Origin of the sequence: Alloprevotella sp. oral taxon 473 str. F0040 (genome assembly GCF_000318095.2) — a bacterium.
Classification (GTDB): domain Bacteria; phylum Bacteroidota; class Bacteroidia; order Bacteroidales; family Bacteroidaceae; genus Alloprevotella.
Genome location: NZ_KB290714.1, coordinates 362,310 through 386,433, shown reverse-complemented (window position 1 = coordinate 386,433; position 24,124 = coordinate 362,310). Strand labels below are relative to the sequence as shown.

Sequence of the window (24,124 nt, the reverse complement as noted above, 5' to 3'; positions counted from 1 at the left end):
AAAAGGAGAGAGTGTGGTCTGTGAAAAGCCCATGCTGCACAAATGCACTCACTAGACGTTGCGCAGCCTGTCAGCGCAAAATTACAGTTTTTTTTGTATTAATCCCAAAAGTTTTCAAGTTTTTCTTTCACACCCTCCGATATTAGCCTAAACAAACAAAAGAAAAGCTACTCTCCTTTTACAAAAAACTAGTCTTCTGACCTTGGACTTGCCAATATCCAAATCAGAAGACTATGTGATTATACTTGACGCACTCTTAGGCGTTTGCCATCAAATACGAGCAGTACTTGTTGAGCAGATTGGAGAGTGGAAGCTCTCCCTTCTGATAGCGTTCTGCATCGAGTGGCAATACTCTTTCACAAATCCTATCCCCTTTGAACAGGGCAGTGAGATAAGGCATGCCGTTCTTTAGAGTTATCTGCACATCTGTAAAGAACTGGGTTAGGTCTTCTGCATCGCAAACAATGGAATAGCTCGGACGCTTGGCTCCAGGAATGTCTTCTACCAAGATATGCTTAGCCACAAGATCTTGTATGTCGCGTATAGCAGTGTCTTTGGAGCACTTTGCCAACGAAGCCCAGGTCTTTGAAGTTATCTTCGCCTCATAGCCGTCAAGAAATAGATTGAGCATCTGCGTCTGTCGCTCTGTCATGGCTACGGAGGATACTTTCTGCCAGAAAAAGCTCTTGTTTAAGATGGTGGAGACAATGGCTTCTGCTTCGTCCAACGCATCAACCAATTTCATCATATACCAGACCAGCCACTCCGTGATATCCCCATCGCTGCGCTGCATACGTTCCAGTATGTCATAATAGTGTTTTTTGTCCTTATTGATTTGAGAGGATATGTTGTAAAACCGCAATTCACTTTTCTCACCACGTGCAAGAAGCATGTCAGAAAGAATGCGAGCCAAACGACCATTGCCATCTTCGAAGGGGTGAATGCTCACAAACCAGAAATGGGCTATCGCAGAACGAATAACACTACCCTCAGCGTCATCACCATCAAACCAAGCTATAAACTTTTGCATCTCGCTTTCTACACGATTAGGAGAAGGAGCCACATAGTGTATCTTCTCTCTTCCCCACATACCGCTGACAATATGTTCCTCGCAAGTGCGATATTGTCCTATCTCTATCTGACGACCTTCACTGAAGCCAGTTGGAAAGAACGCAGATTGCCAAGCGCAGAGTTTCTCCTTACTAAGAGGTTGATCATAGTTTTGCACCGCTTCAAGCATGACCCCGACTACTGAATCAACATAGTGCGAAGGAGCTGTGTATTTCACATTTTCTATTCCTAGCTTTCGAGCTACGGAAGAGCGCACTTGGTCCTCGTTCAGGCGTATGCCTTCAATTTCAGAGGAATGAACGACATCAAGTGTCAGGTTCTCTGCCATTGCTCTGAGTTTACTATCAAACCCGAGTGAACTCAATCTGCCGTAAAGCCCACCTTGCTTACGACAGACTAATTCCAGAAGTTTTGATGCCTCAGCATTATCCCAACGGAAATGCGTCCAATTCTCTCTTTCGTGTATATACATGAGCTTCTTATTTTTATGTGCGACAAAATGCGGCATTAAACGTCGCATATTCTGCGACAAAAATAGAGAAATCACACGGAACAACCAAATGAATCGACTAAATACCGCATATTTTGCGACGTTTTCATCAGAGAATCATCGCATACGCTGTCTTGGTAGAAGGAATAATCTCTGCGTTTGCTACTGAACTAGGAGTATATATTTGGGTAAACCAGGTCATCTGTTATTCATCATGCCAGTTTTCTTAAAAGCGTACATCCTGCATTTCAGAACTTTATAGTATGCCTATCAAAAGTTGTACCATACTTCCTCGACCATCCGGATGACAGCTTTGACCTGCTACTTCGCCCATCAGATAACCCTTTATTCCTTTGCAACGCTTTTAGCAGTTTACTACTCTTTTTATTCATCTACTTTATGCAACCTAGAAAAGAGAAATACAAATAGTCATTTGACTAAATCATCAAAACATCACAAAAACAGAAGAAAAGCACAAAAAATAAACTTTTCAACAAAAAGTAGGTTTTCACTTGGTAGATTCAATAAGAATTGATAAGTTTGTAGCAGATTTTTACATCCCCCCCCCAATTAAAAGAGATATTAACTATATCTCTGCATCTAAGTTTCACTAAATCTTATCGCAAATGAAACAACTATTTCTTACTTTGCTTTGCACCCTATGTTCCCTCAGCGGATTTTCGCAGTCTTTTGCCGATGTGCAGAAAGGTGGTAAGTTCTATTCTTCCGTCGATGAATTCGTGCTTTTCGACAACAATCCACGTTATGGACGAGATGCGAAATCTGCCACTGCGCTCATGTTAGGATACACCTTCAACAAACGCCTGGGTTTGGAACTTTCTGGTGCCACCTTCGGTTACGAATGGAAATACAATCCACGCTATTTGTCGCTCGACCTTCAGAGCTATTCTTTTTCTAAAGACAGAGTGCGCGTGGTCACCTCCATCGGTCTGGCACTGGTGCAAGGACACACGAATGAAAACAAAGAATATCTGACTACGACTCTCAACCTTGGTGCTAGCCTGCAATATCTCTGCACGAAGAACTCGTATGTAGGTCTCAACTTCCGCAAGATGGAAGGTCGCACTGGTTTCAACGCCTTTATGATGGGTGTTTCCTTTGGAGGATATTTCTAGTGATAGTTCCACATCGATTTATTGGCGGCTAAAAAGCCCTCATTCAACATAAAAATCAACAGCATCTCTGCATCGTCAGCTTTGACCTTGCAGAGATGCTGTTGGTTTCTAATCAAACACCTCGTGAAGTGCGAAAAAACAGATAATCGAACACCACAAAAGTGCCAACAGCAATAGCCGCTATTCTAAAATTTCGATTACTTTTTTGGGGTAGTTCAATACGAAAGATTTGCCTTCTAGAGCATCGAGAAATAATGTGCCCACCTTGCCTTCGTCTGGAAAGCCGAGCTTGTAGTCGGAGACGAAGTTGAAATCTCCTATTTGAGTAGTAACGTTTTTATATAAAGGCAAGGTCGCTAACGCGAGAGGACACGGAATATTAGTCTGAGGTTGCAAATCATACTCCCCATGCGGTAAGATATGTAGACCTTTATTGAGCGAAAATAGCATTTGCACCTTCCGTCCTCCCACCTTAGCTTTGAGAAAAATAGAACCGTCTTCCATTCCCTTGCCCATTGAGCATTTCAGACGGATTTTGCCGTAGTGCTGGTCAGGACTGCATGATGTGAAAGTGTGTCGTTGCAAATCTATATGCCATGCGCGGTGGCGCAGGATACTGTTATCCAACACGACATTAGGCACCTTTCCGTTGAACCGTTGCTGCATTTCCATCACCACAAACTTGACATTACGATAAGTTTCACCGCAGAAAGTCAGAGAGTCCAACCACAATGAATAATACCCTTCTTCTTTCTTATTCACCTCTGCCGACTTTAGTTGAGCAATATCCACCTTGAACACATTCACGGCATAGGTAGAATCCATCAGACAGTGCGTCAGGGTAGAAGAGATGCCCACTTCACTGGGCACCACTTTGTCTTGATGAAACAAAGTACTCTCCAGTGTGATGAAACTGTTGCTATAACGAAAAACCATTGCACTAGATGCTAGGGGCATCATCCACAGTGCGACAAGAACGCTGTATAAACACCAGCGGAAAAACCTGTAGTGTATCATCTGAAGATATTGTGTTAGGGTGCATAAACGATGCGAATGAAATGCTCACGACAAAGGTAGCGATTTCTTCAATATATTAGTCAAAAGATGTGAGAACTTTTCTCGGAAACGTCAAAGATTTTATAGTCGTAGAGTCAACTAGCAAATGTAAAATTACAATATTCTTTTGTAGAACTCATTTTTTGGTGTTTCACAATTAAATTTCTGTCTGGGTCTATTATTATACTTTCAAAATCGAGGTGCAACAAAGTAGCAAATGAAACACCACAAAAGTGCCAACAGCAATAGCCCCTATTCCAAAATTTCTATCACCTTTTTGGGGTAGTTCAACACAAAGGATTTGCCTTCTAAAGCATCGAGAAATAATGTACCCACCTTGTCTTCGCCTGGATATCCTAGCCTGTAGTCCGCGACGAAGTGGAAATCTCCGATTTGTGTAGCAACGTCCTTATAGAGAGGCAAGGTCTCTAACGAGAAAGGGCGATCAAAGCTCCCTCCTTCTCTGGTCAGAGATTGCCAAGGAAAACCATACACCCCATGCGGTAAGAGATGTAGCCCTTTATTGAGCGAAAATTGCATGCGCACCTTCCGTCCTCCCACCTTTGCTTTCAGAAAAACGTAACCATATTCCACCCCCTTACCGATTGAGCATTTCAGACGGATTTTCCCATAATACCGATCAGGACTGCATGGAGTGAAAGTGTGTCGTTGCAAATCGACATGCCAAGCGCGATGGCTCAGAATGCTGTTGCCCAGCACGATATCAGGCACCTTTCCTTTGAACTGTTGCTGCATTTCCATCACGACAAACAGTACATTACGATAGGTTTCACCGCAGAAATTCAAAGAGTCTAACTGCAAAGAATAGTATCCTCCTTCTTTCTTATTCATTACTGCCGACTTTAGATGAGCAACATCCACCTTGAGCACATTCACGGCATAGGTAGAATCCATCAGACAATGTGTCAGGGTAGAAGACACGCCCACTTCATGGGGCAGCACTTTGTCTTGATAAAACAAAGTACTCTCCATCATGATGAAATTCTTGCCATAACGAAAAGCCATCGCCCTAGACGATAAGGGCGTCATCAATAATCCGAGAAGAATTGTATAAAAGCTCCACAGAATGCACCTGCGGCAGATTTTCAGTAGACATGGCGTTGTTACTAACATAAGACTTGGCATTGATATACTCACGACAAATGTAGCGATTTTTTCAAGAAGTGCCAAGGAATCTTGGAGAGCACGACAAAACCCTCAGATACTTTCTATAATTCGTCGGAGAAATGCCCAAAACTCTCCGAGTATTTCTAGAAGATGTCGGAGAGATTTTTCAACATGTGGGAGGTTTAGGAACGAACTACAGAGGGTATCTCTGAAACAGTTAACATTCTTCGACAACTCATCAAAAAATCAAGGTTTTCAAGTTCCCTCGCGCGCGCGTAACAGGGATTATACACTTTTCTCTTTCACAACCTTCACAGAAATCTTTGTAACCTACTCAAAAACAAGAGATAACGCATGGTTTTCGGACATATTTTAACAAATCATCTTTTTATCCAGAAAAATGTAGGTCAAATCGGCATCAAGAAGCAGACTTTTCAACCCCACATTCTCGGCACATGATCCGTTGAAATTCCTCGCTTCGGTGAAGGTTGTGAAAGCAAAAAATCAAAAATCCCAGGGAAGGCGCGCGCGTGACACGCGTGTACGAGGAGAATATTAGACGTTAGACGTTAGACATCTTCGCCGCAGGACTCTAACGTCTAACGTCTAATTTCTAATCTCTATTTCGGACGTTAGAGGGTCGCAGACCCTTCTTACTCGCCACGACAAGCATGGCTCGGGGTACTTAGACAAGTTGGACATTAGACCGAATCGGGAGGTTGTCCCTATTGTGCTGGACTCTCGACAAAATGACAACGAAAATATACTTTCTGCAATATAGACATAGCAATACTAACCACTTCTGAAGAAAAAACTGCCCTTTTCTGCTGATTTTTCACTCTTTGCCCCCATATCGACCCATATATAAGTAGGAAGACAATGGCACTAAGCCTTTGTTCTAATAGATAGAGTACTATGATTACTGCAATTGATTTGGTCATATCCGCATTTTTGGTTACTTTTGTCAGATATACTATCCCCACTTGGATGAAAGTTCTCATCGTCAACACTAGCGAATCCACTGGCGGAGCAGCCGTTGCTGCCCACCGCCTTATGGATGCCCTCCACGCCAATGGTGTGGAGGCAGAAATGTTGGTGCGCAACCGCAGCACTAGCGATACGCTCGTGCATGCGCCCCACTGCAAATGGTGGCTCAAATGGTGCTTCCTATGGGAACGACTCGTCATCTTCATTCATCTCCGCTTCTCGCGCAAAGGACTTTTTGCCATCGACATCGCCAATGTGGGCACAGACATCACCGCGCGCCCTGAGTTTAAGGCAGCCGATGTGATTCACCTACACTGGATCAACCAAGGTTGGCTCTCTCTCAAGAGTTTGCAACGCATTCTCCAGAGTGGCAAACGCGTGGTGTGGACGATGCACGACCTCTGGCCCGTGTCGAGCATTTGCCACTATGCCGAAGAGTGCACCGGTTTTCACAACGCCTGCGGACACTGTCCCCAACTACCTCATCCCAGCAGCAAAGACTTGTCGCACCAAGTGTGGAAACAGAAAGAGAAAGTTTACCGAGAAGGGCAAATCACCTTCGTAGCTTGCAGCCAATGGTTGGCAACACAAGCGCGAATGGCTTCCCTCTCGCAAGGACATCGCGTGGTGAGCATCCCCAATGCCATCGACACGCAGGTGTTTCGCCCCATGGACCGTCGAGCAGCTCGCGAAGCCTTGGGACTTCCCACTGATCCGAATCTGAAAATCGTGCTTTTCGTGGCACAACAGATTACCAATGTGCGCAAAGGCGGTCCTTACCTCATTGAGGCGTTCCAAAAACTCTTGGCAGCGCATCCCGACTATCGCCACAACACGGCCCTGCTCATCCTCGGTGGTGCAGCCGAACAATACACCTCGGCTTTTGACGTCCCTGTTTTTCCAGTGGGATATACGGAAGAGGTGGAACGCATCGTGCAGACCTACAACGCTGCCGACCTCTTTGTCATCCCCTCTGTGTCGGACAATTTGCCCAACACCATCATGGAAGCCTTGGCTTGCGGACTCCCCTGCGTAGGTTTTGCAGCAGGCGGCATTCCCGAGATGATTGATCATCACTCCAACGGTTATGTGGCGCGCGCACAAGACACGCAAGATTTAGCTGATGGATTGCACTGGGTGCTTCAGTCGGATGCCACAACGCTCCAACAAGCGGCCCTCGATAAGGTGCACCGCTGCTACTCACAACAGAGTGTGGCGCAACAATATCTCGCCATCTACGAGGGGAAATAGGATTTACCCAACCTCCCTCACAGCACAGCCAATCCCAAGGGCAGGCATACAGGCACTAACGTCTACCCTCTAAAGTCTAACGTCTAACTTGTCTAAATACCCCGAGCCATGCTTGTCGTGGCGAGCAAAAAGGGTCCGCGACCCTCTAACGTCTACTCTCTAACGTCTAATGTCTAATATCTCCTTCACCATTGCCACGGTTTGCTACAACGCAGCCGACACCATAGAGCGCACCCTGCATTCTGTGGGCGCACAAGAATATCCCTTTGTGGAGCATCTCATCATCGATGGCGCGTCAAAAGATGCGACCCTCAATCACCTGCACCTTTGGGAAAAGCAACAAGAGGAGATGCCGACTTCCCATAAATTGGTGGTGGTGTCCGAACCCGACAAAGGGCTTTATGATGCGATGAACAAAGCTTTGCGCTTGGCAACGGGAGATTACGTGCTGTTTCTCAATGCAGGCGATTGTTTCCACTCCCCCACTACACTCAGCGACATCGCACGGAGCATCCAATCCGCACAATATCCAGACAGCCAGCTTCCTGCTGTGCTTTATGGCGACACCGACTTGGTGGACGATGCAGGCAGATTCCTTCGTCATCGCCGTCTTTCTCCTCCCGAGCAGTTGCGATGGCAGGATTTCCGACAAGGGATGCTCGTATGTCACCAAGCCTTCTTCGTACGCACCGACCTAGGACGTGAGATCAACTACGATTTGTCTTATCGTTTTTCGGCTGACTACGACTGGTGCCTTCGCATCATGCAGCGCGCCGAAGCCTTGGCACTTCCCCTCCACAACACGCACCTCGTCGTGGCAGACTATTTGGCAGAAGGGATGACCACACGCAACCACCGTGCCTCACTCAAAGAGCGTTTCCATATCATGAAACGCTATTTCGGTACCTCCAAGACAATAGCGCAACATGTCTGGTTTGTGGTGCGCGCCCTACTCAAACGATAAACCTCCCTCTTTCCCTATTTTCTTCCACCCTCTCCTATCTCAGCATGAAGATTACCGACAAAGACACGGCTTGGTCGTGGGCTACCGACCGATGCGCACGGCGAGAATGTTGTCGCTTTGACATCGAACAGAAGCTCCGTGAGACGCCTCTCTCTGCTACTGACCGCGAACTGGTGCTTGATGCCCTAGAGGATGAGAAATACATAGAGTCGGCACGCTATGCGCGCGCTTTTGTGCACGACAAACTAGCCTACGACCGATGGGGACGGCTCAAGATGCAACAAGCCTTGCGGCTGAAACGCATCCCACAATGTGACATCACCGAGGCTTTCTCTGAAATGATCGAAGCCGATGCCTATCGCGAGGCACTCCGTGCGGTGATTGCGAGCAAACTGCGCTCTCTTCGCTTCGATGCTTCCGACAAACAAGCGGTGTTTGCTGCTTCGCAAAAGCTCGTGCGACACGCTGCTTCACGAGGATTTGAAGCGGATTTGATCTTTTCGACTATCGACGAAGTGCTTAAGGATTTCCTCAAGGAGGAATAATCTCCCTCATCATTACTAATTTAGGATAGGTGAGAATTCCATTTTTATCCCTAACATCCTATATATCATGTGTAAAATCAGACTTTCGCTTATTGTCCTTCTTTTGCTCGGACTCAGCTGCGGATTCTCCACCGTTGCCAAGGCACAAACGGCAATTGATATGCACACCGGACGGGTATCTAACGCAGCTCCCAACGAGAACCCGATGAGCAAACAGCGCATCATGGCGCGCGATCGCGTGCTGGCTACACAAGACTCCATAGCCTACAATGAAGCCGTGGCGAAGGCTTTCTTCTTGTTGCGCCACGACTCTTTGCCACAAGCACAGCACGAACTTGAACGTGCGCTCCGCTTGCTGCCGAAGGCTGAAACCAATGCAGTGTTGCGCTTGAACCTTGCCAAGATTTACTATTGGCGTGAACAATGGCGCGATGCCGACCGCGCGCTGCGTGAGGTGCGTACTGAATTTATGCAGCAGTTGGCACAGAAAGGCAATGTCACGACCACTCTTGAGGCTGCTCCCAAAAGTAATTTGCAATCGCTCATCAACGAAACTTACATTTGGCAGTGCAACACGCTCTATCGTTTGGGAAAATACCCAGCAACGGCAGACAGCCTAAAGGCATTCTTGCAGAACAACCCAGAACTGTCGCCCCACGAAGAGATGGATGCTTATACCCTCTTGGGAGATTGCCACCTCGCACTCAAAGATTACGAAGCGGCCATCGCTGCTTACAAGCATACACTGAAGATGGAAGCTAATGCCAGCGAAGCTCTACTCCCCTTGACACAAGCTTTGCACGCACTGAAGCGTGACGACGAAGCCTTGCTCTATCTCAACGCTGTGCTAAAATATGAAAATTACGAAGAACTGCTAGAAGCACGCGCTAAACTCCACCACGAAATGGGGAATGAAGAGGCTGCATTGGCAGACTGGGACACTTTGATGAAGGAGAACCCTCAAAAACTATCTTACCAAGTGGCGCACGCAGAGCTGCTGTTGGCATTGGGCATGAAAGCCAAAGCCAAAGAAGCGGTGAAGAAGTTGCTGCACGCTGGTTATCCCCATAAGGAGTTGCCAGCTCAGTTGCAGAAACTCAAATAACACGACAAGAACCTATATTACTACATGCGAGTATTCTCTCGACTTATCCTCCCGATGTTGCTTACGTTCAGCTGTCTACTCCCGATTGCTGCGCAGAGTTACATCGTTCCCTCTCCTCAGCGCGAAGTGCGCGCTGTATGGTTTTGCACCCTCGGTGGGATGGACTGGCCCGGACATCAATATGCTCAAACGGCTTACAAAGCAGAACTGCAAAAGCAACTCTTGTGCCAGACCTTTGATCAGTTGCAACGTGCTGGCATCAACACGATTCTCTTCCAAACACGTCTGCGCTCTACAACGGCTTACCCTTCGCGCTACGAACCTTGGGATGGAGCATTTTCGGGCACACCTGGTGTGGCTCCGCCCTACGATGTTTTGGCTTTTGCCGTGGAAGAAGCGCACCGCCGTGGCATGGAATTGCACGCCTATTTGGTGGCTTATCCCATCTGTTCGGTAGCTTTGGCGAAACAACTAGGCAAACAGTCGCTCCCTGCGCGACGTCCCGACCTCTGCGTGCGCGCTGGCGACAAATGGATGATGGACCCAGGGCGACCAGGCACGGCAGAACATATCGCAGCAATGGCAAAGGAGATTGTGGAAAACTATGAGGTGGACGGGATCCATTTAGATTATATCCGCTATCCCGAAAAGGAAATTCCTTTTAACGACAACAAAACCTATGCGCACTACGGACACGGTCAACCGAAAGCGCAATGGCGGCGCGACAATGTGACGAGGACGGTGCGCAAGGTGGCCGAAGCTGTGCGCAGTGTGCGCCCTTGGGTGAAGATATCTTGCTCTCCCATTGGGAAATATGCTGATCTTCCCCTCCACTTTTCCTATGGATGGAACGCACGCGATGCGGTAAACCAAGATGCGCAAGCATGGCTCCGCGAGGGCTGGATGGACATGCTCTTCCCAATGATGTATTTCGATGGGAAACATTTCTACCCTTTTGCGGTGAACTGGCACGAACAATCGAGCGGTCGCCCTGTAATTCCAGGACTCGGCATCTATTTTTTAGATCCTCGTGAGAAAGACTGGGACGTGATGCGCGTGATGCGCCAAATCAACTTCACCCGACAACTGGGTATGAGCGGTCAGGCTTACTTCCGCAGTCGTTTTCTACTCAATAATGTCAAAGGCTTGCTGGACTTTGTGACCGATGCTTATCGACAACCTGCCTTGTCACCTGCCATGACGTGGCTCGACAGCATAGCTCCTGCGAGTCCGAAGTGGCAATCTCAAATTGTGGGACAAACTTTACGCTTCTCATGGCAGCCCGTGGGAGACAATACACCTGTGGTCTACAACCTCTATCGACTCACCGAACAAGGGGCTCAACTCCTGGCACACCATCTCCGCGGCACCCATTTTGACTACACCCCGGCATTGCCTAGCCTGCTGCACGACACTTATGCTGTCGTAGCAATGGATGCCTATGGCAACGAATCTCCTCTCCCTAAATATCAACCCCATGCGCCTTCTACTCCTCGCCTTTTGGGCTTGCCTTCCGCTGTGGCTAGCAGCAGAAAATAAGGATTTACCCAACATACCAGAGGCGAACACCGCTTCTCCAGCTGCAACCACACCACAAGTTGCAACCTCTCTCGAACACCTGCCGCTTTCGGGGGTGGTAGAGCGCACCTATCTCTTAGGAATGGGTAAGAATCACGTCTATGACAGTTATCTTTCGCCATTAGACTACGCAGGTAGTACGCTGGGATTTACCCGAATTGGCGAAAGAACGATGCAACGTGGGCAAGGCCGCTGGAGCCAAATAACCTATTTTGACCTCAATGCTTCACAACTCCACAATCCTGTGGGGAATGCAACCACTTGGGACGGAGAACTGCAATTTAACTACGGTCAACACTACCACCTGATGGCGCAACCGAAGTGGAATGTTGCTCTCGGTGGTTTGCTGGGAGCACATTTGGGCGGTACGTACAACACGCGCAATGGCAACAACCCAGGACAATTGCGCATGGCTCTTGATTTGGCAGTTTCGGCAGTAGCCGCTCGACAATTTGCCTTGTGGAAGAAACGCTGGACATGGCGCACTCAATGCGACATTCCTGTGATGGGGACATTCTTCACGCCTAATTATGGACAGTCGTACTACGAGATTTTCATCTTAGGTCATGCCAATAGGAATATCGTATTTTCACATCCTTTCAATGCTCCCTCAGTGCGATTGCTTTCGACAATCTCCATACCTTTCGGAACAAGTAGTCTGACTTTGGGATACAAAGCCGACATCCGACAAAGCACAGTGCATCACCTCGATCGCCATGCTTGGCACCACACCTTCCTCATTGGTTACACAAAAACGCTGCAATTTCTGAAACGATGACTCTACTCTCTGCACGTATCCAGCGAATAGTCGCCTATCTTTGCTGTGGCTTCACACTGCTCATGAGCGCTTCTTGCGTCACCTCTGAAGGTTTCACCACCGCTCCTCGAGATGACTTTGAGGCATTGTGGCGCATCTTCGACCGCCACTATTGCTTCTTTGATTATAAGAAGCAAGAATATGGTTTGGACTGGAACGAAGTGCACCAACGCTATGCAGCGCAGGTGTCGGATTCGATGTCACCACAAGCATTGTTTCAGGTGCTGGGCAAGATGTGTAACGAGTTGCGTGACGGACATGTCAATCTCTGGTCACCCCAAAACACGGCGCGCTACACTCGATGGTATGAGGCTTATCCAGTGAATTTCAGTGATAGTTTGCTCCGTCGTGCTCTCGGCACTGCAGAAGAATATCGACTCGCCTCTGGACTGCAATATAAAGTCTTTAACGACAATGTGGGATATGTGCGTTGCGCCTCATTCAACAACGAAATAGGAGCTGGAAATCTCCACGAGATTATGCGCTACCTCGCCACTTGCGATGGCTTGATCGTGGATGTACGCAGCAATAGCGGGGGCTTGCTCACCGCTGCACAGACTTTGGCTTCGGTGTTCACCAATGAAACGGTGACCGTGGGATACATCTCACACAAAACAGGGCCTGGTCACTCCGATTTCTCTCAGCCTCAACCCATCATTCTGAAACCAGGGAAAGGTCTCCGGTGGCAAAAACCGATTGTGGTGTTGGCGAATCGTCGCACGTATAGTGCAGCGAATGCCTTTGTGATGTATATGAAGGCCTTACCCAACGTGACCTTTATGGGCGACCACACAGGAGGCGGTTCGGGACTTCCTTTCTCCTCTGAACTTCCTGGCGGTTGGAGCATCCGCTTTTCGGCAAGTCCCATCTACAACACAAAGATGGAACACACGGAGTTTGGCATCGAACCAGACATACGGGTAAGTATCACGCGCAAAGACTATCAACGCGGAGTGGATACTATCTTAGAACGTGCAAGGGCATTACTCAGAAAGAAATAGAAAGCTGACAGAGATCAGAAAAATAATCCAGGTGAAACTCAACGATATTGAGTTTCACCTGGATTATTATATCACTACAGCACTTGTCTTACTGCTTCTTCACCCGAACGTGCTTCACCAGACGAACGACAAAGGAGTGTCCACTGGATGTGCCTTTACGAAATTGGGGATTCTCGGCAAACATAAAGGAGGTGCGCCCTTCATCGCAAAGATAGCGGATTTTGCTTTTGCCTACTACGTCGTAAATCTCTGTGGCACGCACACTAGTGAGCACGGCATTCACTGCTTTGAGTCGATCACCATGGAAGTTGTTGGCTAAGATTTGTGCTTCTTCTTTAGTCGGAATTGTCCAATTCTGTTCGCCCTCCTCCTTATAACTAAGCGCATATCGGGTTGCATCATCTGCATTTCCTTGCGTGGAATGGGCGGATTCTGCTTCTTCCAATTGTTCCTTGGCCAGCAACATCACATCGGCCTCATCGGCTGTGATGCGCTGCACGGAAGCAACGAGAAACTTTCCTTTCCACAACTTGCCTACTTGGGGAAATCCTTTCAAGTCTCCAGATGGAGGAGTATCTCCCTGAGGGGGTTGTGCAGGATTATCAGGCAGAGGAGAGGGATGTTCTGGAGAAGGATTGCCAGAGCCATTACCTGAAGAGGCGTTGCCAAAGGAGAAGTTTTGTTCTACCCAGGGTCGCCATTCGGCTGCGGTAAGATTTCCCTCTAAAGCAAGGCGTTTGGCTTCGGCTTTGAACGCACCATAAAAGCGATAAGGAGTGCCAGCCGTCAGTGGTTGACGAAGCGTATAGGCATAACTTCGCTCTTCATCGTGATTGACGAGGGAAATCGTGGCAACAGTCGTTTCATTGACTGTAGGAAAAAGATAGCCCACCTCGGTTGCCCACACTCCATCATCGGTGCGATGCGCCAACAAGGTGGCTGTGGTAGACTGGGCATAATGGCCATCCCAATTGATTTCGCCATAGACCGAGGATAGGCGTACGCGCACTTGCTCCACATCTTGTGGTATTTGAGAAAGATGAAATTCAACCGCACTCATGGTGTGTCCGAGGAGGATGTCCACCATATTACGCTTCTTTCCTACTTCTATTTCAGCTTCTCCACGCATCAAGGCAGTAGCCGCTGAACCAGGCGTAGCGGTGGATGATGATGTAGTCAGCACTTTCTGACTGATAGTGCTTTTGGGAGTGACTCCTTCGGTAGGCACTACATAATTGCCTACTCCCGAGAACGCCACCAAACGATAGCGACCTTCTGGAAGCGAGAGGGTGAGCTTGTCTTCTGCCTTAGTCAATCGTTGATGCGAGACAAATTGTCCACCTTCTGCAAACGCCACGACTTCGATAGGGAGTGTCACTGCATTAGGCGTAACCGCCCGAGTGTAAATCGTAACTTTATGAGGTTTGCCACTGGGTCTAGGATCCTCTGGTAAATCAATAGTACCACAGCTTGTGACAAGTGTGCTGAATAAGAGTAGACCTGCTCCCAAAGATTTGGAAACAGCAGTCGAAGAAAGAGATAAATGAAACTTATGCATAGTCATATATAGATTTATGGCTGGAAGAAAGGTTTTCCCTCCCATGCTTGGATAAAAGGAGAAAGATACACAGGAGAAATCTGGGCAAACACCCAATAGTCTAAGGGCAAATTTAACAAACAGAAATGATATATCCAAATGAAGTTCTTGATTTTCTCGGAGAAATCTAAGAAGTATTCATTTAATATCTTGGATTTACAGAAACGGATTCAGAAACACAATTCAATAATCCTCGCGTGTCTATTTATAGCCATGAGAAACACGAGGTTAGAATTGGTCATCTCATATTTATTTTGTAACTTTGCTCCGTTATAACCACACATTTGTATGGAAGAAAAAGAACAAAAACCAGCGGGGTATTCCGCATCAAATATCCAGGTGCTCGAAGGGCTTGAAGCCGTTCGTAAGCGTCCTGCCATGTACATTGGCGACATCAGCGAAAAAGGTCTACACCATTTGGTCTACGAAACGGTGGACAACTCCATCGACGAGGCTTTGGCTGGCTACTGCACCCACATCGAAGTGACCATCTGCAAGGACAACTCGATCATAGTACAAGACAATGGTCGCGGTATTCCCGTGGACATTCACGAAAAAGAAGGGGTGAGTGCGCTGCAAGTTGTGATGACGGTGCTCCATGCCGGTGGTAAGTTCGACAAAGGATCGTACAAGGTTTCTGGCGGTCTTCACGGTGTGGGTGTTTCCTGCGTGAATGCACTCTCTACTCACATGAAATCACAAGTGTTCCGCGATGGCAAGATCTACCAACAAGAATACAGTGCAGGTAAGCCCCTCTATGATGTGAAGGTCGTGGGCCAAACCGATCGTCGTGGTACGCGACAACAGTTCTGGCCTGACCCTGAAATCTTCACCACTACGACTTATCGCTACGATATTTTAGCGAATCGTATGCGCGAGCTGGCGTTCCTCAATGCTGGATTGACCATTACGCTTACAGATGAGCGAGAGATCGACGAAAATGGCAAGCCTCTCAGTGAGACATTCTACTCAGAACAAGGTCTTCGTGAGTTTGTGCGCTACCAAGACTCCATGCGCAATCCGCTCATCCCTGATGTAATCTACATCAACACGGAGAAGGAAGGTATCCCTGTGGAAGTGGCGATCGTATATAACACCAGTTATTCAGAAAATCTCCATTCTTACGTCAATAATATCAACACGATTGAAGGAGGTACTCACCTTGCTGGTTTCCGCTCTGCCGTGACTCGCGTATTGAAAAAGTATGCTGAAGAAACTGCTCAAAAGCAGATTGAAAAGGCGAAAATCGAAATCACGGGTGAAGACTTCCGTGAAGGTCTCACTGCGGTGATCAGTGTGAAGGTGGCCGAACCTCAGTTTGAAGGGCAAACTAAGACGAAGCTCGGCAACAGTGAAGTGATGGGTGCTGTGAATCAAGCTGTGGGTGAAGCACTCACCTACTATCTTGAGGAACACCCCAAAGAAGCTAAGCTGATAGTGGACAAGGTGATCCTCGCTGCTACAGCGCGTGTGGCTGCTCGCAAGGCTCGTGAGACCGTGCAACGCAAGAACCCTATGAGCGGTGGTGGACTTCCTGGTAAACTCGCCGACTGCTCTAGCAAAGTGCCTGAAGAATGCGAATTGTTCCTCGTCGAGGGTGACTCGGCAGGTGGTTCTGCCAAACAAGGACGTAGCCGTGCTACGCAAGCTATTCTTCCCCTCCGTGGTAAGATCCTCAATGTGGAGAAGGCAATGTGGCACAAGGCTTTTGAAAGCGACGAAGTCAACAACATCATCCAAGCACTGGGCATCCGTTTTGGAGTTCAGAAAGAAGGTGAAACAGGCGAAGTGGATTCTAAGGAAGCCAACATCGACAAACTCCGCTACCACAAGATCGTGATTATGGCGGATGCTGACGTCGACGGTCAGCACATTGCAACGCTGATTATGACGCTCTTCTACCGCTACTTCCCACAAGTGATTCGAGAAAATCACCTCTACATCGCTATGCCTCCGCTCTATCGTTGCCGCAAGGGAAAGACGGAAGAGTATTGCTACAACGATCGTGAGAAGGACGCCTTCATCGAAAAATATGGTGATCCCACCAAGGGTGAAAACTCCATCACCCTACAGCGTTATAAAGGTCTTGGTGAAATGAATCCTACGCAATTGTGGGATACCACGATGAACCCTGAAACTCGCATGCTCAAGCTAGTTACGATTGAAAATGCTGCAGAAGCCGACCATATCTTCTCTATGCTTATGGGCGATGACGTAGAACCTCGTCGCGACTTCATTGAACGCAACGCGAAATATGCGACTATCGATGCTTAAGCATCCACAACTATAACCTCAACAAAAAACTCCTCAATCGCGATGATTGAGGAGTTTTTTTGTATCTATCTGTGATTTTCAAAAGCAGTAAGGAAAGGCTTAAACTATGCCTCCTCTACAATGCCTGTAACGTTATTATGATTTGGATGCGGACGACGGCGATACTCTTCTGCTGCAGTCATAATCATCTCTAAACACTGAGTAGCATCAGCTCCCCGAACGGCAGCATAATGATGTGCTAGGCGTTCAAAGAAAACAGGAGTGCCGATAAGACGTGCAAAATTAGCACATCCCTTCTCTATGCTCACCGCTTTCCCCCATTTCACGGAGTTTGTGTCGAGCAAGGTGAAGTGAAAACGGTCTCCTTCGCGATCAAAAAGGATGTTTCCTGCTGAGAAATCACGATGCAAGAAACCATTAGTGTGCAATCTTGCAGCATAGCGCGCAAAGTCAGCTGTCACCTCTTCCAACATCTCAGGCTCCAAAGATGGAATTTCTTCCATCGAATGGCGGTATTCTGAGCGAAGACTTACAAAATAGTAGGTCGCATTGAGCCAGTTCTGACGATAACTCACGAAAGCAACGGGTTCGGGTGCATCAAAACTTCTTTCTTTTAACATCAGTGCCGAAACATAAGCTCGTTTGGCTTTGTTGCTCTTGTAAATACGAGTAGCAAGACGTGTGGTAAGTGGCATACGCCCGTAACGCTTCACAACTAGGGTTAGCCCATCAACTTGAAGGGTACGAAGCATATTGCGACCACGATGTAGTTCGCGACCGTCTCTCTCGAAATGCTCATCGATGTGCGAGAGGTATTCTGTAAGGTATTGGTATTTAGGGTTGATGACTATACGCATAGCGAATGATATCTATATTAACTTAATCCGGTAATTTCACCGTCTTTGTAGTCGATTCTAAGAGCTTGTGGGGATTTGGGCAGACCAGGCATGCGAATGATATCGCCAGCCAAGGCTACTATCATTTCCGAACCGGCATTGATAACGATGTCCCGGATGTGGAAATCGAAACCTTCTGCAGCTCCGTATTGAGTAGCATCTGCAGAGAAAGAGAATTGTGTCTTGGCGATGCAAACGGGGAAGCGCGACATTCCGTTGTCTGTGGCCTGTTTGAGCTTGCGCAGGGCAGCAGGAGCAAAGGTCACTTGTCCAGCACCATAGATTTTGGTAGCGACTGCTACAATCTTGTCTTGCAAACTTTCTTCATCTGCATAAGGGAAAGTGAGCGGTTGAGAAGGATTCTTCTCGATGGCATCTACCACGATTTGGGCCATTTCAGCAGCTCCCTTACCGCCTTCCATGTAAGCGTGATTGATCACGAACGGGGCCTTCAACTCTTCTTCACAGTGTTGGCGCAAGAGTGCCATTTCTTCGTCTGTATCTGCCGCATAGCGATTAAAAACCACCACGACAGTTTGACCGAAACTGCGAAGGTTGCGCACGTGCTTATCCAGATTAGGGAATCCCTTCTTCAGGCCTTCCAAGTTGGGCTGCGCTATAGCATCGAGGGCAACTCCACCGTGCATCTTCAATCCTTGTGCTGTGGCAACGAGAACAGTGAGTGAAGGCTGCAAACCTGACTTGCGGCATTTGATATCGAAAAACTTTTCAGCTCCTAAATCTGCACCAAAACCCGCTTCAGTGACAGTATATTCAGCATGTGACAACGCCATCTTGGTAGCAATGATGGTGTTGCAACCATGCGCAATGTTGGCAAATGGCCCGCCATGCACAAAGGCAGGGGTATTCTCCGTGGTTTGCACCAAATTGGGTTGGAGAGCATCTTTCAAAAGCACCATGATACTACCAGCAATGCCAAGGTCGCTCACGCGGAAAGGTGAACCATCGTAGCGGTAACCGAGAAGGATATTCTCTATACGACGACGAAGATCTGCCTCATCAGTGGCCAAACAAAGGATGGCCATCAATTCACTAGCTGGTGTGATGTCGAATCCAGCTTGCGCCTCAACACCGTTGGTGGCAGGGCCAAGACCTGTGACAATCTGACGAAGCGAACGATCATTCACATCAAGCACACGGCGCCACAACACTTCTTTGAGTCCAAAACCCTCAGCACGATGCTGATAAATATAGTTGTCGAGCAGTGCAGCAATCATATTGTGCGCAGAGGTGATGGCATGGAAATCTCCCGTAAAATGAAGATTAATTTTCTCCATGGGCAATACCTGCGCATAACCGCCACCTGCAGCACCACCTTTCATACCAAAACAAGGACCAAGAGAAGGCTCACGAAGCGCAACAACTGCACGTTTACCAATGTGATTAAGTCCAAGTGCCAGACCAATACTCACAGTTGTTTTACCAATCCCTGCTTTGGTGGCCGTAATCGAAGTGACAAGAATAAGATGGTTGCGTTTCACCTTTGATTCATCAATGAGCGCGAGAGGCACTTTGGCGATATGCTTGCCATATTGCTCGAGATGCTCAGCTTCGATACCAATTTGTTGTGCCACTTCTGCTATGGGCAACAGAGGTGTTGATCTTGCAATTTCGATGTCGGTCATGGGGTGGGGGATATTGAAGAGTTGGGAGATAAGTTGGCAGAAAGCAATTCAGGTACCACATATCTAGCGGTCTCCATTCTCATGATTAAACAAATCAGCCGGTAAGCTGGCTATTAAACCACAAGAAAATGCAATTTCTGCAAAGCAAAGATACGCAAAAACTTTCAAATCATAGCTATTCCTCGATTAGATTATCAAACAGCTAAATCATTTGCTCATCATCCTTTTATTTAGCTATAATAACATGCTTAGAAAATCTCATAATCAAGTTTATGAAAAACCAAAACTTATCCTTACATTTGCAGAGAAATCCATGATTGACATCCTAGTATGAGCACATCTACACCTCCATTTATAGACAAAAATTCTACTACTCTATCCACAACTCGCATTGAGGCTTTGGACTACCTCAAATGCCTTTTCGTGCTGCTCATGGTGGCGTTCCATCTTGCCTACTTTGCCGACGGATACCCTCTACTTAAACAATGGGTCTACACCTTTCACATGCCAGGGTTCCTACTCATCTCTGGTTATCTTATGCGCGTAGATAAAACTCTACATCAATTCTCACGTACACTGCTTTGGCTTGCTGTCCCTTATCTCATATTAGAATCGAGCTATATCACGCTTTCCGCCTTCATGCCCGTACGCGATGGAATTGAACAACTCACCTTGTCTACCTTTGCAGACAAGTTTTTCTTACACCCTCTTGGCCCATATTGGTATTTACACACCCTCATTCTCTGCGGCATAGGATATTTCATCGTATGGAAAGGCAGAAACTATAGCACAATATCGCGCCTCATCCTGCTTGGCTTCTATTTTGCTGGCTTGTCATTTGTACAACTCGTGGCATGGGATGTGAGTTTATACTTCTTCCTGGGTGTTGTTATTCGCCAAAGTAAACTCTCGTTTCTACAAGCCTTTCGTCCCTCGTGGTTGGCATTCATAGCCCTTCTATGGTTGGGGTGTTATCCTGAAACTTTCCACAAAGGATCTTTGGGTGGTTTGATAACGGTCTACTTGGTCATCTCAGCAGCATTAGCGGTTTTCCCGCATCTTCTCCCAAGTATTAAAAGAGCCGCACTCTTCTTGGGGCGCAATTCGCTTGCTCTATTCCTCTTCTCTCCCATCTTCACAATGGTGTGTAAGATATTCATCCCGTATCTTACATTCGATTCCTCACGCATATTGTTTCTCACCTTATCCTTGCCGCTCTGCATACTAGGCGCTCTCACAGTCTGCAGAGTTTTAGATGCGCTGCACCTCTCACCCTGGTTGTTTGGTCGAAATTGCAGATGTCGCTAATAAGGTAAAAGCTCGACTTGAGCATGTGATATGAATAGAAGCAAAGGGGCGTAAGTTTACAGGATATCATAGTAAGGTCGCTTTAGAGATTATGTTGCAAAGAATCCTGGAATGCGATATGAGCTGCGAAATAAAGTAATGGATCTATCAAGGAGTGGTGTCTATGAAGCAACTCCTGTGATTATCTTAGAAGATGGCACTGAAATTATTAATAGAAATAACCGAGGAAGATCAACGTTTTTCCCCAATGAATGGAGTGAAGAAAGAATATTTCAAGAGGTAGAGCATGCAATAACAAATAACTAGTCCTCCCTTAAAAAGCATTGCTAAGCGAGAAGTCATTCGTGGATACCCTCTCGCTTAGCATTTCGCTTATTCTTTTGAGCAGATTCAAAAGAGCTCTCATGGCTCTTTTGAAGTTGTAAGAGGCTGCCGCCAATAGTATGTTCACAGCATCTCTGTCATGCCCTTGTAAAAATTGCGTCCTAAACGATGGTCTGATTTCAAGTGTCCGATGATGGGTTCTATGCCTGCTCGCTTGCAGAATAGCTTGTATTTCTTCCGCTTTTGATACCTGCTATCTGAAGATTTAGGGACATCTGTTATTAAAATCTGAGTGCCATTAATCTCTTTCTTACCCCGATAACCCCTGTCTCCTGCCAGGATTTTGATCTTTCTCTGGGTCAGGCGTTCAACTTGTGCCAACGAGGCTTCTAGCGTATGACCATCATACTCATTACGAAAAGATTGTGCGCCAAGAATAATCCCCGTAGCAGAGCGGATGATGGAGACCTTGTTGCCAAATTCGTACTTCTTATGTTCTATACCCTTGCTGATACATTGTACATCAGACTCGTGAATAGAATAAATCTTTTACCCACTATGATGCCGTTGTGCAAGAATCGCCTCAAATCTTTCAATCAGTCCAGTGTAAACAGAACACTCTACAAGATTGCGCTTGAGTTCTCGGACTAATCTATCTACCATGGTTCACTATTTCCTGTCCGCCCTAACCGCCTTTTGGCGATTCTTGGGATGATTGCGAAAACACTGGTCACGATAAATGCGCTTGAGAACAAAAGCATAGCTTTGGCGAAATGGCAGCTCTAATTTGTGGACGATATCCAGAACCTTACGAACAATCTTTTTATGCAACTTGGCATCTGTAGGGTAGGTGATATTCTTCTCTTGAACGGTCGAATCAATAAAAGTCGTGTCGTGATGATGATCATCATCTTCTTCGTTATTGCCCCGAATGCTTTCTTGGAAAATGAGTTCTACCCCCTTTTCTCCAATGCGATTGCGAAAGTGTATCAATTCAGAAGAGGCACAGGGCGCACTGGGAATGAACTCTTGTGTGCCACAAAAGTATTGGTAATAAGCATTAAAATGTTCCCATATCAATTTCCTCCGCTAATTATATACCATAGAAAACCAATAATGACATCTATCACGATAAACCACAAGCAAAACATTCCACAACCATCTCCGTTTTCTACCTTATATACTCGGCCTGATACATGTTGTGGTGTGATGCTGGCCATATATTTTACCGCTTTTCCTATATTAACATACAAATTCTCTTTTGTCCTTTCTGATGGGGTCTGAGACAATAGTCGTTCTAATTCTTTCTTTCGAGCTACTTTTTTTCGATAATCCCCCTCTAAAAGTTGCCTAGTCATTACCTTTTCTTGAATTTCAAAGCTAAACGATAACCGAGCATCTGTTGGATTTAATTGGGTATAGTGTTCCCATATTCTTGCATTTGCTTGGTTGGAATCTTTGAATAGTTTTTCAAGCAATCTTATTGCATCAGTAATATCTTTTAACTCTTTTGCATACTTGATTTGTTCTTCCTCGTATGTCATCTTTCTACACCAAAAATTGCCATTAATATCAGAAATATAACCAGTAAAATTGCAACTTTAACCGCCATTGAAATTAAACAACCGGCTGTTTCCATAGTAACTTCCCCTATTACAGTTCCAACAGTTTTTAAATGATCAATATCTTTTTGAATTGATGTTCTTGTCTCAATTCCTTTTTCATGGCAAGTTCTTTCTATATCGCCTTTTATTTTATTGAAAGTTTTTATCTGGTATGCGTAATCCATATTCATTTTTTCTAGTTTACGACATATATTAAGCGCTTCTGTAAGATTGTCTCTTTGATTTGCATAATATTTCACCATATCTGATGGAGGTAATTTGTTGACAATACTATCCGCAGACGCTAGATTTGTGAAAACAAGAATTTTTTCACAAATCGCATCTACTATTTGTGTAGAAATACTAATATATTCAATTGAGTTTCTACCAATCTTCCGTTCAATTGATACTAAGTGAGGTCTTACGCATTCTAAAAAGTCTGCTGCGTTCAATTTTGCTGTATAATGATTTTGATTGAATTTTTCAATCTCTTCATGAAGGATTTCCATTTCTCCTTTTACTATTTCACGACATTTATTTATATCAACCATAGCAGAATCTTTTATAATCGTTAAACATGAGAAGCGTGGAACTTCCAATAACCACGTCTTAAAGTGCAGGCCATGAGAAAACCTTAACCACCAGATATAGTTAAGCAGCCCACGCTATAACGTGGGAACTGCCATGCCAATTCTTGTTGATTTCGTGTTTCAGTTTCTCAGGCTTCGCACTTACAAGAGTAGCATAACGCTCCTTTTTATTTCAAATGTCTTGGAAAGAGTTGACTCTCTCCATTTGCAAAGTTACATCTATTCCTTGATATTCTCTTATGTTCAAGTGACTTTCCCCATTTTGGACATGAAAATAGATTGTAGAATGATGTTTGTGTGGGGTATTTTGATAAAAATGGGCATCACATTCTGCTGTATCAAGTCCACAATAGGATAAAAATCCTCTGCAATCTCATGGAATATCAGAAGCCCACCGTTGTCGAGTTTCGTTTCACAAAGGTCACCTGAAGGTCACCAATAAAAGAAAAGCACTTGCGAGAAACTCGTAAGTGCTTGATTTTTTATTTGTGGACCAGCTTGGGCTTGAACCAAGGACCTCCAGATTATGAGTCTGTTGCTCTAACCAACTGAGCTACAAGTCCAAAAAGGATAATACCATTTTTCGATAAGCAAAGGTAATGATTTCTCTCGAAACCACCAAATATGTTTACAAAAAAAGCCAGCTATCTAAAAGAAGATAGCTGGCATAGAAAGCGCAAAAAATGTCGCGCTATACATTGCAACCCCGAGAGAGAGTTAGGGAAGAAACAGAGTTGCAATGGTTTAGAACCAAGA

Annotated in this window: 19 protein-coding genes, 1 tRNA gene and 1 pseudogene; 11 read left to right on the top strand and 10 right to left on the bottom strand. The window is 46.2% G+C overall.

Annotated elements, in window-relative coordinates:
* Positions 1-256: 256 nt before the first annotated feature.
* Entirely contained in the window at positions 257-1,543 is a 1,287-nt protein-coding gene (locus tag HMPREF9999_RS04020) for a Fic family protein (protein WP_044063104.1), read from the bottom strand.
* 644 nt (positions 1,544-2,187) lie between these two features.
* On the opposite strand from HMPREF9999_RS04020, the gene HMPREF9999_RS04015 reads away from it, so the two are divergent.
* Positions 2,188-2,697 (top strand): hypothetical protein, encoded by a 510-nt coding sequence (locus HMPREF9999_RS04015; protein WP_009437129.1) that lies wholly within the window; start codon positions 2,188-2,190, stop codon positions 2,695-2,697.
* Positions 2,698-2,877: 180 nt separating this feature from the next.
* On the opposite strand, the gene HMPREF9999_RS04010 is transcribed toward HMPREF9999_RS04015, so the two are convergent.
* A complete protein-coding gene (locus tag HMPREF9999_RS04010) occupies positions 2,878-3,633 on the bottom strand; it encodes a hypothetical protein (RefSeq protein WP_157049601.1) in 756 nt (251 codons plus the stop codon).
* Positions 3,634-4,005: 372 nt separating this feature from the next.
* A complete protein-coding gene (locus tag HMPREF9999_RS04005; RefSeq protein ID WP_009437126.1) occupies positions 4,006-4,779 on the bottom strand; it encodes a hypothetical protein in 774 nt (257 codons plus the stop codon).
* A gap of 1,089 nt (positions 4,780-5,868) precedes the next feature.
* Here HMPREF9999_RS04005 and HMPREF9999_RS03995 point away from each other — a divergent pair.
* The 7 genes from HMPREF9999_RS03995 to HMPREF9999_RS03970 all read left to right on the top strand — a co-directional run bounded on the left by HMPREF9999_RS03995 (position 5,869) and on the right by HMPREF9999_RS03970 (position 13,129).
* Positions 5,869-7,119 (top strand): glycosyltransferase family 4 protein, encoded by a 1,251-nt coding sequence (locus tag HMPREF9999_RS03995; protein ID WP_009437124.1) that lies wholly within the window; start codon positions 5,869-5,871, stop codon positions 7,117-7,119.
* Positions 7,120-7,288: 169 nt separating this feature from the next.
* A complete protein-coding gene (locus tag HMPREF9999_RS03990; protein WP_009437123.1) occupies positions 7,289-8,083 on the top strand; it encodes a glycosyltransferase family 2 protein in 795 nt (264 codons plus the stop codon).
* 44 nt (positions 8,084-8,127) lie between these two features.
* Complete coding sequence (locus HMPREF9999_RS03985; protein WP_009437122.1) at positions 8,128-8,628, top strand: regulatory protein RecX; 501 nt, start codon at positions 8,128-8,130, stop codon at positions 8,626-8,628.
* A 67-nt stretch (positions 8,629-8,695) separates the two neighbouring features.
* Positions 8,696-9,733, top strand: coding sequence for a tetratricopeptide repeat protein (locus tag HMPREF9999_RS03980; protein WP_009437121.1), 1,038 nt, complete (start codon positions 8,696-8,698; stop codon positions 9,731-9,733).
* Between the two features lie 24 nt (positions 9,734-9,757).
* Complete coding sequence (locus tag HMPREF9999_RS03975) at positions 9,758-11,272, top strand: glycoside hydrolase family 10 protein (RefSeq protein WP_157049599.1); 1,515 nt, start codon at positions 9,758-9,760, stop codon at positions 11,270-11,272.
* A complete protein-coding gene (locus HMPREF9999_RS09930; protein ID WP_052316475.1) occupies positions 11,211-12,089 on the top strand; it encodes a DUF3316 domain-containing protein in 879 nt (292 codons plus the stop codon). The genes HMPREF9999_RS03975 and HMPREF9999_RS09930 overlap by 62 nt, the downstream gene beginning before the upstream one ends.
* Positions 12,086-13,129 carry a S41 family peptidase gene (locus HMPREF9999_RS03970; RefSeq protein WP_009437118.1) on the top strand — a complete coding sequence of 348 codons (1,044 nt, stop codon included), beginning with the start codon at positions 12,086-12,088 and terminating at the stop codon, positions 13,127-13,129. The genes HMPREF9999_RS09930 and HMPREF9999_RS03970 overlap by 4 nt, the downstream gene beginning before the upstream one ends.
* A gap of 88 nt (positions 13,130-13,217) precedes the next feature.
* Here the strand turns inward: HMPREF9999_RS03970 and HMPREF9999_RS03965 are convergent, their stop codons facing one another.
* Positions 13,218-14,687 (bottom strand): FimB/Mfa2 family fimbrial subunit, encoded by a 1,470-nt coding sequence (locus tag HMPREF9999_RS03965; protein ID WP_198144615.1) that lies wholly within the window; start codon positions 14,685-14,687, stop codon positions 13,218-13,220.
* A gap of 321 nt (positions 14,688-15,008) precedes the next feature.
* Here HMPREF9999_RS03965 and gyrB point away from each other — a divergent pair, with 321 nt between their 5' ends.
* Positions 15,009-17,000, top strand: a complete 1,992-nt coding sequence (gyrB, locus tag HMPREF9999_RS03960) for a DNA topoisomerase (ATP-hydrolyzing) subunit B (protein WP_410488779.1) — start codon at positions 15,009-15,011, stop codon at positions 16,998-17,000.
* Positions 17,001-17,104: 104 nt separating this feature from the next.
* On the opposite strand, the gene HMPREF9999_RS03955 is transcribed toward gyrB, so the two are convergent.
* Together HMPREF9999_RS03955 and HMPREF9999_RS03950 are read right to left on the bottom strand one after the other, a co-directional pair.
* Entirely contained in the window at positions 17,105-17,857 is a 753-nt protein-coding gene (locus HMPREF9999_RS03955; RefSeq protein WP_009437115.1) for a lipopolysaccharide kinase InaA family protein, read from the bottom strand.
* Positions 17,858-17,874: 17 nt separating this feature from the next.
* On the bottom strand, positions 17,875-19,542 hold the full coding sequence (locus HMPREF9999_RS03950; RefSeq protein ID WP_009437114.1) for a formate--tetrahydrofolate ligase: 1,668 nt from the start codon (positions 19,540-19,542) through the stop codon (positions 17,875-17,877).
* Between the two features lie 330 nt (positions 19,543-19,872).
* Here HMPREF9999_RS03950 and HMPREF9999_RS03945 point away from each other — a divergent pair, with 330 nt between their 5' ends.
* Both HMPREF9999_RS03945 and HMPREF9999_RS10895 read left to right on the top strand, forming a co-directional pair.
* A complete protein-coding gene (locus HMPREF9999_RS03945) occupies positions 19,873-20,850 on the top strand; it encodes an acyltransferase family protein (RefSeq protein ID WP_009437111.1) in 978 nt (325 codons plus the stop codon).
* A 111-nt stretch (positions 20,851-20,961) separates the two neighbouring features.
* A complete protein-coding gene (locus HMPREF9999_RS10895) occupies positions 20,962-21,156 on the top strand; it encodes an EndoU domain-containing protein (RefSeq protein ID WP_009437110.1) in 195 nt (64 codons plus the stop codon).
* Between the two features lie 7 nt (positions 21,157-21,163).
* On the opposite strand, the pseudogene HMPREF9999_RS03940 reads toward HMPREF9999_RS10895, so the two are convergent.
* From HMPREF9999_RS03940 to HMPREF9999_RS03925, 4 genes and pseudogenes are all read right to left on the bottom strand, one after another.
* Positions 21,164-22,236: pseudogene (locus tag HMPREF9999_RS03940) on the bottom strand (IS5 family transposase); the annotation flags it as partial.
* Positions 22,237-22,250: 14 nt separating this feature from the next.
* Complete coding sequence (locus HMPREF9999_RS03935; RefSeq protein WP_009437105.1) at positions 22,251-22,718, bottom strand: hypothetical protein; 468 nt, start codon at positions 22,716-22,718, stop codon at positions 22,251-22,253.
* A complete protein-coding gene (locus HMPREF9999_RS03930; RefSeq protein WP_009437104.1) occupies positions 22,715-23,329 on the bottom strand; it encodes a hypothetical protein in 615 nt (204 codons plus the stop codon). Before HMPREF9999_RS03930 ends, HMPREF9999_RS03935 begins: the two co-directional genes overlap by 4 nt.
* Positions 23,330-23,857: 528 nt before the next feature.
* Positions 23,858-23,931, bottom strand: a tRNA-Ile gene (locus tag HMPREF9999_RS03925).
* Positions 23,932-24,124 lie beyond the last annotated feature (193 nt).